Source organism: Xanthobacter sp. ZOL 2024 (assembly GCF_052932325.1).
Genome location: NZ_CM128808.1, coordinates 1,494,309 through 1,508,729 on the forward strand (window position 1 = coordinate 1,494,309; position 14,421 = coordinate 1,508,729).

A 14,421-nucleotide genomic window follows, 5' to 3' on the forward strand; every position below is an offset into this window, starting at 1 on the left:
CATGTGGATCCTCGGTCTCACCGGTTCCATCGGCATGGGCAAATCGGCCACTGCCGCCATGTTTCGTAGCTTCGGCGTGCCGGTGCATGATGCGGATGCCGCCGTGCACATGCTCTATCGTGGCGCGGCGGTGGAGCCGGTGGAAGCCGCATTCCCCGGCGTGGTGCGCGATGGCGTGGTGGATCGCACGGCGCTTGGCGCGCGGGTGCTGGGCGATGCCGCCGCCATGGCGCGGCTGGAAGCCATCGTTCATCCGCTGGTGGGCGCGCAGGAGCTCGCGTTTCTGGCGCGGGCGCGCGGCCGTGGCGCGCGGGCGGTGGTGCTGGACATCCCCTTGCTGTTCGAGACCGGCGGCAGCCGGCGCACCCATGCGGTGGTGGTGGTGAGTGCGCCGGCGGAGGTGCAGCGCGGGCGGGTGCTGGACCGGCCGGGCATGACGCAGGATAAGTTCCACGCCATTCTGGCCAAGCAGATGCCCGATGCGGAAAAGCGGCGGCGGGCGCATTTCATCGTCGATACCGGGCGCGGCTTCGAGGCCGCGCGCCACCAGGTGGCCGGCGTGCTGCGCGCCCTTTGCGGGCCCGGTCGCCGCCTGCCGGTGGAGGGATCGCCGACCTCATCTTGAACCCCGGCTTCCCGGGGTGCATCACGGGTGAGGGATCACATGGGCATCCGGCGCGGAGAGGCGAGACATGCGGGAGATCGTGCTCGACACGGAAACCACGGGCCTGGAAGCGCGCGGCGGTGACCGGCTGGTGGAAATCGGTTGCGTGGAGATGGTCAACCGCATCCTCACCGGCACGGTCTATCACGTCTATATCAATCCCGAGCGGGACATGCCGGTGGAAGCCTTCAACGTGCATGGCCTGTCCAGCGAGTTCCTCGCCGACAAGCCGGTGTTCGCCACCGTGGCCGACGCGTTCCTCGACTTCATCGCCGATGACACGCTGGTGATTCACAATGCCGCGTTCGACATCGGCTTTCTCAATGCGGAGCTGGAGCGCATCGGCCGGCCGCTGATCGCCCGCGACCGGGTGGTGGATACGCTGGCGCTGGCGCGGCGCAAGCACCCCGGAACCAGCAATCGTCTTGACGACCTCATGAACCGCTACGGCATCGACAGCTCGCGCCGCGTGAAGCACGGCGCGCTGCTCGATGCTGAATTGCTGGCCGAGGTCTACAGCGAGTTGCTCGGCGGCCGGCAGGCCAGCCTGATGGGGCTGGTGGAAGATTCAAGCGAAGCGCCGCGGCTGGTGGTGGAGGCGAAGGCGGTGCGGCCGCGTCCGACACCACTGCCGCCGCGCATCCATGCCGAGGAGGCCACCGCTCACGCGGCCTTCGTCGCCTCCATGGGCGAGAAGGCGCTGTGGCTGAAATATGAGCCCCCGGCGGAGGATCAGCCGGGGTGAGCGGGCGGTATTGATGAGGCTGTCGCCTGATAAGAAAAATAGATAACCTCAGCCACGAACATCGAAAAAATTGATCGAATGAGAACTCTCAGGACGGCAATCTGATCCCTTATCCGATCCATTCTTCATAAAACCCGTCTTTCCGCTCCATGGGCCTTAGAATCGATTCTAAGGCCCATGGTCGTTTTGGGCTCAGTTGATCGCCCCGTGTGACGTGAGCAGGCCCAGCACCGTCCCCCGCACTGCCGCTGGATCTGTGATCGGTGGCGTGCAGCGTTCGCCAATACAGACGAAGGCCGCGCCGCCCTCGGGTGCCGCCGCCAGACGGGCGGCCATCAAGCTGTCCGATCCGTTCGCGTCGGCCTGCGTGGCGGTGCGCAGGGCACGCAGGGGAAACGGCAGCGCCAGGGCAGCGGCTTTCAGCTCGGGCGCACGGGGTCCCACCACGGTGACTTCGGCGAGGCCGAGCCGGGTGTCGAAGGCATTGAGCAGCGCGCCATGGGCGAGAATATTGCCCGCGACCGCCCCGGCAAGGCCGGCGAGTATGCGATCGGCGCGGGTGCGCCACAGATCCTTTCCCGTCACCGCGGCGAGGCGCATCAGCGCATCGACCGCCACCCCATTGGGGTTTGGCACCGCTTCGTCGTGGCTGGTGAGCGGGCGCAGAATGAGGTCTTCCGCATCGTCGGCGGTGAGGAAATAGGCGCCGCTGGCCGCATCGCGGTGGTGCTCTTCAAGGGTGTCGAGGAAGCGTGCGGCGTGCGCCAGATAGGCGGGCGCGTCGGTGGCCTCGTGCAGGGCGAGGGCCGCTTTTGCCATGGCGGCGAGGTCGGAGGAAAGCGCGGGGCCGACCCGCTTGCCCGCGCAGAGGCTGTGCACCAGCCGCCCGCCCGGCGTCATCTGCCGCAGCATGGCCTCGAACACCTGGGCACCAAGAGCGATCCAGGCCGGTTGGTTCAGGGCGCCGCCGGCGCGCGCCAGGGCGGCGATGGTGAGGCCGTTCCAGTCCGCCAGGATCTTGTGATCGCGACCCGGCGGCGGCCGGCGGGCGCGCGCCGCGGCCAGTTTTGCCCGCATTGGGGCGAGCCGCCCCTCGTCCTCGGGGCTGATGGCGCCGGCATCGGTGCGGTTGAGGATATTGCCGCTCTCCCAGTTGCCGGCGGGTGTCGCATCATAAAAGCGGTTGAAGATGGCGGCGTCCTCCGCCCCCAGCAGAGCGGTGATCTCCTTGGCGCTCCAGACATAGAAGCGGCCTTCGTGGCCCTCGCTGTCGGCATCGAGGCTCGCGGCGAAGGCGCCTTCCTCGGTGAGCATGTCGCGCTGCAGCCAGTCCACCGTTTCCGCCGCGCGCCGGGCAAACAGGGCTGCGCCGGTGTCGAGATGCGCGAGCGCCAGCAGCTCCAGCAGCTGCGCATTGTCGGAGAGCATCTTTTCGAAATGCGGGACGAACCAGATCTGGTCCACGGAATAGCGGGCGAAGCCACCGCCGATGTGATCATAGATGCCGCCCTCGCACATGCGGTCGAGGGTATGGGTCATGTGCGCACGCAGCTCCGGCTGCCCCTCGCGCAGGCCGCGCCGCCAGAGGAATTCCAATAGGCCGCATTGGGGAAATTTGGGGGCGCCCTTGAGCCCGCCGTGGACGGGATCGAACCGCGCGGCGATGCGCGCCGCGGCTATCGCCAGCTCCTGTGGCCCGAGGCTTTCGCCGGCGGCCGGGGCGCTGGCCGCCCTGAGCCCATCCAGGATGGCGTCGGTGTTCTTGGCGATCTTGTCCGGTTCATCCCGATAGGCGGCGGAGATCTGGCGCAGCACATCCGTGAAGGCCGGCCGTCCATAGCGGGCAATGGGCGGAAAATAGGTGCCGCCCCAGAAGGGCCGGCCCTCGGCATCGAGGAACATGGTCAGCGGCCAGCCGCCATGGTCGCCCAGCTGCTGCAGGGCCGACATGTAGATCTGATCCACATCGGGATGCTCTTCCCGATCCACCTTGATGTTGACGAACAGCGCATTCATCAGCGCCGCCGTTTCCGCATTCTCGAAGCTCTCATGGGCCATCACGTGGCACCAGTGACAGGCGGCGTAGCCCACCGACAACAGCACGGGCTTGCCGGTGGCCCGTGCCTCGGCGAACGCCTGCGGCCCCCAGGGCCACCAATGGACCGGGTTGTCCTTGTGCTGCAGCAGGTAGGGGCTGGTTTCTCCCGCCAGGCGGTTGGCGGAGGGTGGCGGCGAAGGGGGCGTGGAAGGCTGGGTCATGGGCAGATCCTGGAGGCGTGAGCGGTCTCTAGCGGGCGTGCGATTGTCCGGCTCCACACATGGCGTGACGGCAGCCGGCGGGTAGTCCCCCGTCTCGCAAGACTAATGCCGGCCGGCGGAAGAGCCGAGGGGCCGCGGCGCAGACAGCCGGTCTCGCGCCGCGCGCTTGGCGATGGCGGTGGCTTGGTTCATAGCTCGCACCAGTTAGCGGGTGAGCCACCCGCGCAGCGTGGTGAGGAATGGATGGCGCCCGCCGATACGATCTTCGCTCTGTCCTCGGGCCAGCCGCCCAGCGGCGTGGCCGTGGTGCGGATCTCCGGGCCCGGCGCGCCGGAGGCGTTGCGTGCGCTGGCGGGAGCGCTGCCGGCGCCGCGCCGGGCGCGCTTCGGCCCCCTGCGCGGACCCGAGGGGGACATTCTCGACCAGGCGCTGCAGCTGTTCTTCCCTTGCCCCGCCAGCGCCACCGGGGAGGATGTGGTGGAGCTGCATTTGCACGGCGGCCGGGCGGTGGTAGCCGCGGTGCTGAGCGCGCTTGGTGACCGGCCCGGCCTGCGGCTGGCGCAGCCGGGAGAGTTCACTCGCCGCGCCCACGCCAACGGCAAGCTGGATCTCGCCGAGGTGGAGGGGCTGGCCGACCTGATTGCCGCCGAGAGCGAGGCGCAGCGGCGGCAGGCCCTGGCCCTCGCCTCGGGCGCCCTCTCCCGCCAGGTGGAGGGTTGGCGCGACGGGCTGGTGCGGGCCCTCGCGCTTCGAGAAGCGAGCCTCGATTTTGCCGATGAAGGGGACGTGCCGCAGGGCCTGGATGAAGAGATTCTCGCCGCCTTGGCGCCGGTGCGCGCCGGGCTCGCCCAGGCGCTGCGGGACGCCGGGCGCGGCGAGCGGGTGCGTGACGGGCTGGTGGTGGCGCTGGCCGGCCCGCCCAATGCGGGCAAGTCCAGCCTGCTCAATCGCCTTGCGGGCCGGGAGGCGGCCATCGTCTCGCCGGTGGCCGGCACCACGCGCGATGTGCTGGAGGTCCATTTCGAGATTGCCGGACAGGCCGTGACGGTGCTCGACACCGCCGGCCTGCGCGAGACATCGGACCTGGTGGAGAGCGAGGGCGTGCGCCGGGCCCTGGCGCGGGCGGAAGCGGCGGATGTGGTGCTGTGGCTGAGCGAGGATGCGGAGCCGCCGCCCCCTGCCCTTTCCACGGCCCTGCGCCTTCGCACCAAGGTCGATCAAGGCGGGCCGGTGCCGGCCGGGTGGCAAGGCGTGTCGGTGCGCGATAGCACCGGGCTGGAGGCAGTGCTGGCGCAGATCGAAGCCCGCGCCAGCGCCTTGGCGGGGGGTGAGCCGGCGCTGGTGTCCCGCGCCCGGCAACGCCGGGAGGTGGAGGCAGCCTTCGCTCATGTGGAACAGGCGGTGCGGCTGCCGGGGGAGGCCGGGGAACTGCAGGCCGAGGAGATGCGGCTGGCCGCCCGCGCCCTCGATCGGCTCATTGGGCGGATTGATGTGGAGGATGTGCTGGACGCTTTGTTCGGCAGCTTCTGCATCGGCAAATAGGGGTTTCACGTGAAACATGGACGCCGGGGCAGCGGGCCGGAGCGAAGCTGTTTCACGTGAAACAGGCATCGAACCCGGCCGTCTTTCGCCCGCCATCTTGACGCGCCGCGCGCAAGGGCGTTTCCAGAAGGCATGAGCACGCCCTGCCCCCTGCAGCCCCATGCCCTGCCCGTTGATGGCGGAACGTTCGATGTCGTCGTTGTCGGCGGCGGCCACGCCGGCTGCGAGGCCGCCGCAGCGGCTGCCCGCGCCGGCGCCCGCACGGCCCTCGTTACCCACCAGGTGGCGACGGTGGGCGCCATGTCGTGCAATCCGGCCATCGGTGGGCTGGGCAAGGGGCATCTGGTGCGGGAGATCGATGCACTCGACGGGCTCATGGGCCGGGTGGCCGATGCCGGGGGCATCCAGTTCCGGGTGTTGAACCGGCGCAAGGGCCCGGCGGTGCGGGGGCCGCGGGCCCAGGCGGACCGTCGTCTCTATGCCCGCGCCATGCAGCAGGCCCTCGCGCAGCAGCCGGGGCTGGTGGTGATCGAGGGCGAGGCGGCGGATCTCGACACGGCCGCCGGCCGCATCACCGGCCTGCGGCTTGCCGATGGGCGCCGGTTGCGGGCGGGCGCCGTGGTGCTGACCACCGGCACCTTTCTCAACGGCCTCATTCACCTGGGCGAGGTGAGCTTTCCCGCCGGGCGGATCGGTGAGCCGCCGGCCCTCGGCCTCTCCCCTGCCCTGGCGCGGTTGGGGCTCGCCCTCGGCCGGCTGAAGACCGGCACGCCGGCACGGCTCGACGGGCGCACCATCCAATGGTCGGCGCTGGAGATGCAGGCCGGCGATGATCCGCCCGAGCCGTTCTCCGCGCTCACCACGCGCCTGCCCAACCCGCAGGTGGAATGCGGCATCACCCGCACGGTGGCGGCCACCCACGAGATCATCCGCGCGAACCTGTCGCGCTCGGCCATGTATTCCGGCCGCATCGAGAGCTCCGGGCCGCGCTATTGCCCGTCCATCGAGGACAAGATCGTCCGCTTCGGTGATCGCGACGGCCACCAGATCTTCCTGGAGCCGGAGGGGTTGGATGACCCCACCGTCTATCCCAACGGCCTGTCCACCTCGTTGCCGGAGGAGGTGCAGGTGGCCTTCCTGCGCACCATTCCCGGGCTGGAGCAGGTGGCGGTGCTGCGACCGGGTTATGCCATCGAATATGACCATGTGGACCCGCGCGAGCTGGCCCCCACTCTGGAGGCGCGCCGGGCGCCCGGCCTGTTCCTGGCGGGCCAGATCAATGGCACCACGGGCTATGAGGAAGCCGCCGCCCAGGGCCTGCTCGCTGGCCTCAACGCGGCCCGCCGTGCCGGCGGTGCCGAGGGGGTGGTGATCGACCGCGCCACCGCCTATCTCGGCGTGATGGCGGATGATCTGGTGACGCGGGGGGTGAGCGAGCCCTACCGCATGTTCACCTCGCGGGCCGAATACCGCCTCACCCTGCGCACGGACAATGCCGACCAGCGGCTCACCCCCCTGGGGCTCGACCTCGGCCTGGTTGGCGCGGAGCGCGCGGCGGTGTTCGAGGCGCGCATGGCGGCGCTGGCGGCGGCACGACGGCTGGCGGAAGAGCTCAGCCTCACGCCCACCGAGGCGCAGCGCCATGGGCTGCAGGTGAACCGCGATGGCCAGCGGCGCTCGGCCTTCGATCTCCTCGCCTATCCGGAGATGGATGTGGCGCGGCTCGCCCAGGTGTGGCCGGAGCTGGGCGGGCTCGATCCGCGCATTGCCGAGCAGCTGGAGACGGACGCCAAATATGCCGTTTATCTGCAGCGGCAGGTGGCGGATATCGCGGTGCTGCGGCGGGATGAGGCGCTGCTGCTGCCGGAGCACCTTGTGTATGACGCTCTGCCCGGCCTATCCAACGAGCTCAAGCAGCGGCTCGCCCGGGTGCGGCCGCGCACGGTGGGTCAGGCCGGGCGGATGGAGGGTATGACCCCCGCCGCGCTGGCCCTGCTGGCGACTTATGCCCGGCGTGAGGGCGGCGCGCGGCGGGCGGCGGATGACCGCGCCGCATCATGACGGTGGATAACGGGGATAGCGGCGTGAGCGCAGGCAGGGTGCGAACCGACGGGGGCGACGGCGCGGCGATGGCGGCGGTGGAGGCCGCTGTTTCACGTGAAACGTTCCAGCGTCTGTCCGGCATTGTGGATCTGCTGCTGCGCTGGCAGCCCACCATCAATCTGGTGGCCCCGGCCTCCCTTCCCGCTGTGTGGCAGCGGCATGTGGCCGATTCGCTGCAGTTGGTGCAGCTCGCCCCGCCGGGTGCCCGGCGCTGGGTGGACCTCGGCTCCGGCGGCGGCTTTCCCGGGCTGGTGGTGGCGGCGGTGCTGGCTGAGCGCCCGGATGCCCGGGTGATTCTGGTGGAAAGCGACAGCCGCAAGGCGGCGTTTCTGCGCGAATCAGCGCGGGTCATCGGCCTGCCGGTGGAGGTGCATGCGGCACGCATCGAGAAGGTGGCGGGCGCTCTGGCACCGGGCACCCATGTGGTTTCCGCACGGGCGCTGGCGCCGCTCGCCAAACTTCTTGATCTGGCCGCACCTTTTCTCTCGGCCGGTGCATTGGCCCTGTTTCCCAAGGGGCGGGATACGGAACGCGAATTGACCGAGGCGCGCAAAGGCTGGACACTGGCGGTCGACCTTGCCCCCAGCCACACCGATCCGGAAGCGCGGATCGTGGTGGTGAAGAGCGCGCAGCGCAATTCTGGGTGAAGCGGCACGCCGCTTTCGCCGCCCCATGACGTCATCGAAGGCTCGGAGCGTCTGTCGACGCGACCGCCCGGCTCGAACAGATCAGATGTGATCGAGGATCGTGAACCCATGACCGATCTCATTCCCACCGCGTCGGTGCCGAAGCCCGCCGCCCCTTCCGCGCGGCCGCGGGTGCTGGCCCTGGCCAACCAGAAGGGCGGGGTCGGCAAGACCACCACCGCCATCAATCTGGGCACCGCCCTTGCCGCCATCGGCGAGACCGTGCTGGTGGTGGACCTGGACCCCCAGGGCAATGCCTCCACCGGCCTCGGCATCGACCGGCGCGCCCGCCAGCGCTCCACCTATGACGTGCTGGTGGGCGAGGCGAGCCTGCGCGATACCTTGATGGAGACCGGGGTTCCCGCCCTCTATGTGGCGCCGTCCACCCTCGATCTTTCCGGACTGGAGCTGGAGATCGCCTCGGCGCGGGATCGCGCGTTCCGGCTGCGGCAGGCCATCGAGGCGCTGGCGGCGGACGTGCGGGCGCCGCGCTTCACCTATGTGCTGATTGATTGCCCGCCGTCCCTGTCGCTGCTGACGGTCAATGCCATGGCTGCGGCCGATGCCATCGTGGTGCCGCTACAATGCGAGTTCTTCGCCCTGGAGGGCCTCTCGCAGCTGATGAAGACGGTGGACCAGGTGCGGGTGGGGCTGAACCCCAACCTGGTGATTCACGGCATCGTGCTGACCATGTATGACGGCCGCAACAACCTGTCGGAGCAGGTGGTGCAGGACGTGCGCGCCTTCATGGGCGAGAAGGTCTATGAAACGGTCATCCCGCGCAATGTGCGCATCTCGGAGGCGCCGTCCTACGGCAAGCCCGCTTTGCTCTATGACCTGAAATGCGCGGGCTCGCAGGCCTATCTCAAGCTCGCCTCGGAAGTGATCCAGCGCGAGCGCGCGGCACGGGCGGCGGCCTGACTTCTCAATGGATGGACGTGTGAGGAAGACGATTCATGGCGGATGAACCGCGCTCCCGGCTCGGGCGGGGCCTTGCTGCTTTGATGGGCGAGATGAGCGACCCGGAGACCCCCGCCGCCGCAGGCGTGCCGCCGCGGGCCGGAGTGCGGCGGCTGCCCATCGAGCACGTCCGGCCGAGCCCGCGCAATCCGCGCCGCGCCTTCATCGAAGACGGGCTGGAGGATCTGGCGGCTTCCATCCGCGAGAAGGGCATCATCCAGCCCATCGTGGTGCGTCCCCTGCCCGCGCCGGACACGTTCGAGATCGTCGCCGGCGAGCGGCGCTGGCGGGCCGCGCAGCGGGCGGCTCTGCACGACGTGCCGGTGGTGGTGCTGGAACTGAACGATCGTGAAGCACTGGAAATCGCCATCATCGAGAATGTCCAGCGGGCCGATCTCAACCCCGTGGAAGAGGCCCAGGGCTACGAGGCCCTGATGGCGGAATTTGCTTATTCACAAAACGATCTGGCAAAGGTGATTGGCAAGAGCCGCAGCCATATCGCCAACACCCTGCGGCTGCTGAAGCTGCCGGAAGGGGTGAAGGTCTTCCTCGCCGATGGGCGGCTGACCGCGGGCCATGCGCGGGCCATGCTCGGCCACGATGATCCCGAGCAGCTGGCGCGGCACGTGGTGGAAAAGGGCCTCAACGTGCGCGATGTGGAAGCGCTGATGAAGACGCGCAGCGCCCTCACCTCCGGCCGGGTGCCGGCCGCGCGGCCGGAGGTCGACGCGGCCTCGGCCGACAGCCGGGCGCTGGAGAAGCGGCTGGGGGATGCGCTGGGGCTGCAGGTGGCGCTGTCGAATCGCGGCGAGGCCGGTGAGTTGCGCATCCGCTTTAAGAGCTTCGATCAGCTCGATGCTCTGTGCCGGCGGCTGGGCCTGGACTGAGCCGGCCGGCGTCGCGCGCTGAACGCGCCATCAACACAGCCTAAAACGCAATCGGGGCGTCGCGCGCGGCCTATGGCCGGCGGGACGCCCCGAATTCTTTCAGACCCATTGAACCGGGCCCGCGGCACTCAGCTGGCCGGGGCGGCCTTGCGACGGGTGGGCTTCTTGGCCGGGGGAGCGGCAACCTTCTTGCGGCTCTGGCCGAGGCCCATGTTCTTCGCCAGCTCGGAGCGGGCCGCGGCATAGGCCGGGGCCACCATGGGATAGTCCTTCGGCAGGCCCCACTTCTCGCGATAAGCGTCGGGGGTCATGCCGTAGCTGGTGCGCAGGTGGCGCTTCAGCGACTTGAACTTCTTCCCGTCCTCGAGGCAGACGATGTATTCCGGAGTCACAGACTTCTTCACCGGGACGGCGGGCTTCTGCTCTTCCACCGGAGCCGCGACAGGCGCGTCGAGCTGGCCGAGGGCGCGATGCACCGCCTCGATGAGCGCGGGAAGGTCCGCGGCGGCCACGCTGTTGTTGCTGACATAAGCGGCCACGATGTCCGCGGTGAAGTCGATGTGGTTCGGCGACTGCGGATTGGAGGTGGAGTCGCTCACGGGGGCATCCCTTTCTGCTTGCACGCTACGGCTGTTCGCACGGCAGCATTGTTTATCGGCTATAACTGGGAAAGTTGAACTTTCTCGAATATTTTATAGCAGAGAACTAACAGGTTACAATCAGGCCTTCCAAAAAACTTGAAAACCGAGTGATGGTGCCATTTTGATGGATATTTCGGTGCTGGTCCCGGGCGCCGGTGGCAGCATCGAAATGGCGAAAAAAAGGCCATGATTCGATTGGCGTGGAGCCTGCAACACCGCGCAATGGCGCGCCGGGCAAGGTCAATTGACAACCAAGAGATGCAATTGTGCTTCCCGCTGGGTGAGGTGTGATGTCAACGGGCGATTTCTGCTTCGGCATGACCATGGCGGCCGGGCGGAGGAAGTTGTTGGCATGGCGAGCGGGAGTGAAATCGGCCCGGAGCGCGCCGCGCCGCCCGAAATGCGGCGGCTGCTCGCCCGGCTATTCAGAATGCCCGGGGGCGTAAAAGGATTCCATTTTGTCGGCAATGGGCGCCAGGAAGGAAAAACGGCGTGTGGTGCGCGGAACCATTGCGCGCGCGCCCGTCCAAAGACCTTCCGCGCGAAGGTGATGGATCATCGGGCCGCGGTGCAGGAGACGGGGCGGACATGTCGGAAAAGCATAACTGCCGTGCGTGATCATCTGTTCTGGGCCATCAAGGTGGAACCAGCATTTGCTGTGCTGGAACGAGCGACTGTTGTTGCATGGGGCGGCCTTTGCCATTCATCCCGGTGCCGGCATCCGGTCGGGCCGGTGGGTGAAGGATGATTGGCGGCATCGGACGCAGCGGTTATAGACAGACGCAAGCGTCCGGCTCGGCGCGAGGGGCGGTGCGGCGGCGTGGTCCGTGAGGCGGCCCGGTCGGGCGTGGCCCAAGACCTTGAGAACGGTGGAACCATGCCGCGCGCCGTCGCCGGACCGGAGATCGAACGTTTGATTCAGCTGCTGGCGCGGTTGCCCGGGCTCGGACCGCGCTCCGCGCGACGGGCGGTGCTGCAGCTGATCAAGCGCCGGGAAGCGCTGATGGCGCCGCTGGCGCGGGCGCTCACCGATGTCCACGACAAGGTGGTGGAGTGCCAGATCTGCGGCAACGTGGATGTGTGCGATCCCTGCACGGTCTGCACCGATGTCAGCCGCGATCCGCGGCTGCTGGTGGTGGTGGCCGAGGTGGGCGACCTGTGGGCGCTGGAACGCGCCGGGGTGCTCAACGCCCGCTACCATGTGCTGGGCGGCGTGCTCTCTCCCCTCGACGGGGTCGGCCCCGACGATCTCAACCTCGCCAAGCTGGTGGAGCGGGTGCACGACGGCGCGGTGGCCGAGGTAGTGCTGGCGCTCGGCGCCACCGTGGATGGACAGACCACCGCCCATTACATCACCGATCTGCTGCGGGATCTGCCGGTGCGGGTCACGCGCCTGGCGCAGGGCGTGCCGGTGGGCGGTGAGCTCGATTATCTCGATGAAGGCACGCTGTCGGCCGCCATTCGCGCCCGCACCCAGATGTGAGCGCCTCAGGCGCCGCTGGGGGCCGGACGCGGCGGCGCGACCAGGGGCCGCGTGGCGGCGGTGGTGAAGAAGTCCGGCAGTGCCCGCAGCGCGGCGGCGGCCCGGCGCAGGGCATCCACCGCCTCGCCCGGTGCCTCACCAGGGCGATGCGCGAGCCGGGTGGCGGCGCGATCAAGGGCATTGGCCACCCGCAGCGGCTGGGTGGTGAGCACACTCATGGCGGTGAGCGCGGCGACGAGGCTGCGATCGAGGCTGTCGGAGCGATCCGGCGCGGCCCGGCAGGTGTGAAGGGCGCGGATGGCGGTGCCCACGGCGAGAGCCGCCAGGCCACCGTCGATGGCCGCAAAATCGCGATCGCCGGATTTCTCGGTCCATCGCACCAGCCGTAGCAGGCGATGATAGAGCCGGGCCCGCCAGCGGCGCGCGTGGTCCGGGCCATAGGGTGCGCGCGCCATGTCGCTCAGCTCGCGCACCATCATCTGCACCAGCATGGTCCGCCTTCGGCGGGCGTCCACGGGAAAGGCCACGCGGTAGGCCACCAGGGCCACCATCGGTCCGGCCAGCATGGCGAGCACCATCTGGACCATGATGGCCGGGGTGCCGTGCAGCGGAAAGGCGGGCTGCAGAAGCAGCAGCAGCGCCATGTTGTAGTCCATGCCCGCCAGCATGGTGGTGCGGTGGGCCATGATGAAGGCGCCGATGAACAGGAACGGCACCGTGAGGGCGATGACCCCGGCGAGGCTGTCCGCATAGGGCAGCACCAGCCAGCGCGCCGCCAGCGCCGCCAAGGCCCCCGCCACCGAGCCGCCCAGCACGAACCGCATGGTCAGGGCGGGGTTGTCGAAGGTGGAGAAGAGCGAGGTCATGATGGCCGCGCCCATGAGCATGAAGGGGCCATAGGTCCAGCCGGTGGCCAGCCACAGGGCCCCCACCACCAGCACCGCGCCGGCGGCGCGCAGGGTGGCGGCGCGGGCGCCGATGAAATCGCGGTGCCGCAGCAGCTGCGGGCCCTCGGCGTCCGGATCGGCGGTGTGGCTCCCTTCCGTGTCGAGGGCGACATAGGCCGACACCACGGTTTCCACCGTTGCGGCGAGGGCGGGGTCGTCGGCGGTGGCGAGGGCCCGGGCGCTGCGGCTGAGGGCGTCGAGGTCCGGGCGCGCGAGGTCGAGGGCGGCGACGATGTCGCGCAGCCGGGCCTGATCCTCCTGCCGGTGGGGGGCGGCGCCGCCGGCGCGGCCGCGGGCGAACACCAGGGCGCTGAGCAGCGCCGCCAGCAGGGTGCGGCTGCGATGGGCGGCATTGCGGCTGCGGCTGGAACCGGCGCCATGGGCGTCGAGCACCTCGTCGATGGCGGCCATCTCGGAGATGATGGCATGCTCCTCGGCGCGGAACCGGGGCAGGTCGGCGCTGTCGAGGGCCTGGGCGAGATGGCGCAGCACCCGGGTGGTGAGCCGCCGCACCCGGCCGAACAGCGCGCTTTCCTCGCTGGCCGGGGTGAACAGCCAGCCCACCGCCAGCGACACCACCACGCCGACGCAGATGGTGAGCACCCGGTCGAGCGCCAGGGCGTAGATGTGGTCCGGATGGTGGAAATCGATGAGCGCGACCATGGCGGCGGAATAGCCGGCGAGAATGGTGCCATAGCCGGTGAAGCCGCCGAACACGTTGCCGGCCCCGGCGCACAGGCCGATCCAGGGGGCGAGCCCGATCACCATCAGCGCCGGCGTGTCGGCGCAGGTGAGCACCAGCACGATGCCCACCAGGGCGCCGGCGAAGGTGCCGATGATGCGGAACACGCCCTTCTCGAGCAACTGCCCGCGGGTGGGCTGCGCCACCGCCCAGACGGTCATGGCGGCCCACTGCGGATTGTCGATGTGCAGCGCCGAGGCGAGGATCAGGGCCACCGCGGCGGCCACCGCCGTGCGCAGGGTGAAGGCGAGGCGCGGCGTGTCGAAGCCCAGCCGGGTCAAAAGAGCGAGGGCGGGCATCAGCGTTCGGAACCCTTGCTGGCCGGTGGCGGAGCGGCCTGGATGCGGGCGTCGATGCGGTCGAACGCGGCGGTCATCTGGGCGATCTCCGGATCGGAGAGGTCCTCCAGCAGCTGATCCTCGATCCGCGCCAGCTTGGCGCGGATGTCGTGCACCGCGGTGTGCCCGGCGGGGGTGAGCTGCACCAGCTTGAGCCGGCGGTCCCGTGGGCTCGGCTGGCGTTCCACCAGGCCCCGCTCGGCCAGCAGATCCAGCAGCCGCACCAGGGTGGATTCGTCGATGCCCACCGCCGCCGCAAGCTCCTTCTGGCAGCGGCCGTCGCCCAGCTCCGCCAGATGCACCAGGGGCGCCCAGGTGGCGTCGCTGAGGCCGATGACGGCGAGCCGCTGATCCAGCGCCCGGCGCCAGCGCCGCGCCAGGCCCACGAGGTGAATCCCGAACCGACGTCGGGCCGACATATCCG

Annotated in this window: 13 protein-coding genes; 9 read left to right on the forward strand and 4 right to left on the reverse strand. The window is 69.4% G+C overall.

Features of this window, described 5'->3' with window-relative positions; genetic code table 11:
* Position 1: 1 nt before the first annotated feature.
* Positions 2-625, forward strand: coding sequence for a dephospho-CoA kinase (gene coaE / locus ACU4E7_RS07095; protein ID WP_238122405.1), 624 nt, complete (start codon positions 2-4; stop codon positions 623-625).
* 67 nt (positions 626-692) lie between these two features.
* Positions 693-1,409 (forward strand): DNA polymerase III subunit epsilon, encoded by a 717-nt coding sequence (gene dnaQ / locus ACU4E7_RS07100; RefSeq protein ID WP_238122404.1) that lies wholly within the window; start codon positions 693-695, stop codon positions 1,407-1,409.
* A gap of 192 nt (positions 1,410-1,601) precedes the next feature.
* Here the strand turns inward: dnaQ and ACU4E7_RS07105 are convergent, their stop codons facing one another.
* Positions 1,602-3,668, reverse strand: a complete 2,067-nt coding sequence (locus tag ACU4E7_RS07105; RefSeq protein WP_447021100.1) for a thioredoxin domain-containing protein — start codon at positions 3,666-3,668, stop codon at positions 1,602-1,604.
* 243 nt (positions 3,669-3,911) lie between these two features.
* On the opposite strand from ACU4E7_RS07105, the gene mnmE reads away from it, so the two are divergent.
* The 5 genes from mnmE to ACU4E7_RS07130 all read left to right on the forward strand — a co-directional run bounded on the left by mnmE (position 3,912) and on the right by ACU4E7_RS07130 (position 9,846).
* On the forward strand, positions 3,912-5,210 hold the full coding sequence (gene mnmE, locus ACU4E7_RS07110) for a tRNA uridine-5-carboxymethylaminomethyl(34) synthesis GTPase MnmE (RefSeq protein ID WP_447021101.1): 1,299 nt from the start codon (positions 3,912-3,914) through the stop codon (positions 5,208-5,210).
* Positions 5,211-5,342: 132 nt separating this feature from the next.
* The gene (gene mnmG, locus ACU4E7_RS07115) at positions 5,343-7,271 is read left to right on the forward strand and encodes a tRNA uridine-5-carboxymethylaminomethyl(34) synthesis enzyme MnmG (RefSeq protein ID WP_447021102.1); all 1,929 of its coding nucleotides are present in this window, start codon (positions 5,343-5,345) and stop codon (positions 7,269-7,271) included.
* Between the two features lie 23 nt (positions 7,272-7,294).
* Positions 7,295-7,960, forward strand: coding sequence for a 16S rRNA (guanine(527)-N(7))-methyltransferase RsmG (gene rsmG / locus ACU4E7_RS07120; RefSeq protein ID WP_447021103.1), 666 nt, complete (start codon positions 7,295-7,297; stop codon positions 7,958-7,960).
* 108 nt (positions 7,961-8,068) lie between these two features.
* Positions 8,069-8,920, forward strand: a complete 852-nt coding sequence (locus ACU4E7_RS07125) for a ParA family protein (protein ID WP_238122400.1) — start codon at positions 8,069-8,071, stop codon at positions 8,918-8,920.
* Positions 8,921-8,955: 35 nt separating this feature from the next.
* Positions 8,956-9,846 (forward strand): ParB/RepB/Spo0J family partition protein, encoded by an 891-nt coding sequence (locus ACU4E7_RS07130; RefSeq protein WP_447021104.1) that lies wholly within the window; start codon positions 8,956-8,958, stop codon positions 9,844-9,846.
* 128 nt (positions 9,847-9,974) lie between these two features.
* Here ACU4E7_RS07130 and ACU4E7_RS07135 read toward each other — a convergent pair whose 3' ends face one another.
* Positions 9,975-10,445: a MucR family transcriptional regulator gene (locus ACU4E7_RS07135; RefSeq protein ID WP_238122398.1), complete on the reverse strand. Its 471-nt coding sequence runs from the start codon at positions 10,443-10,445 to the stop codon at positions 9,975-9,977.
* 394 nt (positions 10,446-10,839) lie between these two features.
* Here ACU4E7_RS07135 and ACU4E7_RS07140 point away from each other — a divergent pair, with 394 nt between their 5' ends.
* Together ACU4E7_RS07140 and recR are read left to right on the forward strand one after the other, a co-directional pair.
* Positions 10,840-11,235, forward strand: a complete 396-nt coding sequence (locus ACU4E7_RS07140; protein ID WP_238122397.1) for a hypothetical protein — start codon at positions 10,840-10,842, stop codon at positions 11,233-11,235.
* Between the two features lie 129 nt (positions 11,236-11,364).
* Positions 11,365-11,970 carry a recombination mediator RecR gene (gene recR / locus ACU4E7_RS07145; protein ID WP_238122396.1) on the forward strand — a complete coding sequence of 202 codons (606 nt, stop codon included), beginning with the start codon at positions 11,365-11,367 and terminating at the stop codon, positions 11,968-11,970.
* 5 nt (positions 11,971-11,975) lie between these two features.
* Here the strand turns inward: recR and ACU4E7_RS07150 are convergent, their stop codons facing one another.
* Positions 11,976-13,958 (reverse strand): FUSC family protein, encoded by a 1,983-nt coding sequence (locus ACU4E7_RS07150; protein ID WP_447021105.1) that lies wholly within the window; start codon positions 13,956-13,958, stop codon positions 11,976-11,978.
* Positions 13,958-14,416, reverse strand: a complete 459-nt coding sequence (locus tag ACU4E7_RS07155; RefSeq protein ID WP_238122394.1) for a MarR family winged helix-turn-helix transcriptional regulator — start codon at positions 14,414-14,416, stop codon at positions 13,958-13,960. Before ACU4E7_RS07155 ends, ACU4E7_RS07150 begins: the two co-directional genes overlap by 1 nt.
* Between the last annotated feature and the right edge of the window lie 5 nt (positions 14,417-14,421).

Excerpts from the sequence above, each read along its gene's own strand:
- mnmG (WP_447021102.1), top strand. The coding sequence starts at position 5,343 with ATGAGCACGCCCTGCCCCCTGCAGCCCCATGCCCTGCCCGTTGATGGC.
- recR (WP_238122396.1), top strand. The coding sequence starts at position 11,365 with ATGCCGCGCGCCGTCGCCGGACCGGAGATCGAACGTTTGATTCAGCTG.
- dnaQ (WP_238122404.1), top strand. The coding sequence starts at position 693 with ATGCGGGAGATCGTGCTCGACACGGAAACCACGGGCCTGGAAGCGCGC.
- coaE (WP_238122405.1), top strand. The coding sequence starts at position 2 with ATGTGGATCCTCGGTCTCACCGGTTCCATCGGCATGGGCAAATCGGCC.
- ACU4E7_RS07150 (WP_447021105.1), bottom strand. The coding sequence starts at position 13,958 with ATGCCCGCCCTCGCTCTTTTGACCCGGCTGGGCTTCGACACGCCGCGC.
- ACU4E7_RS07140 (WP_238122397.1), top strand. The coding sequence starts at position 10,840 with ATGGCGAGCGGGAGTGAAATCGGCCCGGAGCGCGCCGCGCCGCCCGAA.
- ACU4E7_RS07130 (WP_447021104.1), top strand. The coding sequence starts at position 8,956 with ATGGCGGATGAACCGCGCTCCCGGCTCGGGCGGGGCCTTGCTGCTTTG.
- ACU4E7_RS07155 (WP_238122394.1), bottom strand. The coding sequence starts at position 14,416 with ATGTCGGCCCGACGTCGGTTCGGGATTCACCTCGTGGGCCTGGCGCGG.
- mnmE (WP_447021101.1), top strand. The coding sequence starts at position 3,912 with ATGGCGCCCGCCGATACGATCTTCGCTCTGTCCTCGGGCCAGCCGCCC.
- ACU4E7_RS07105 (WP_447021100.1), bottom strand. The coding sequence starts at position 3,668 with ATGACCCAGCCTTCCACGCCCCCTTCGCCGCCACCCTCCGCCAACCGC.
- ACU4E7_RS07125 (WP_238122400.1), top strand. The coding sequence starts at position 8,069 with ATGACCGATCTCATTCCCACCGCGTCGGTGCCGAAGCCCGCCGCCCCT.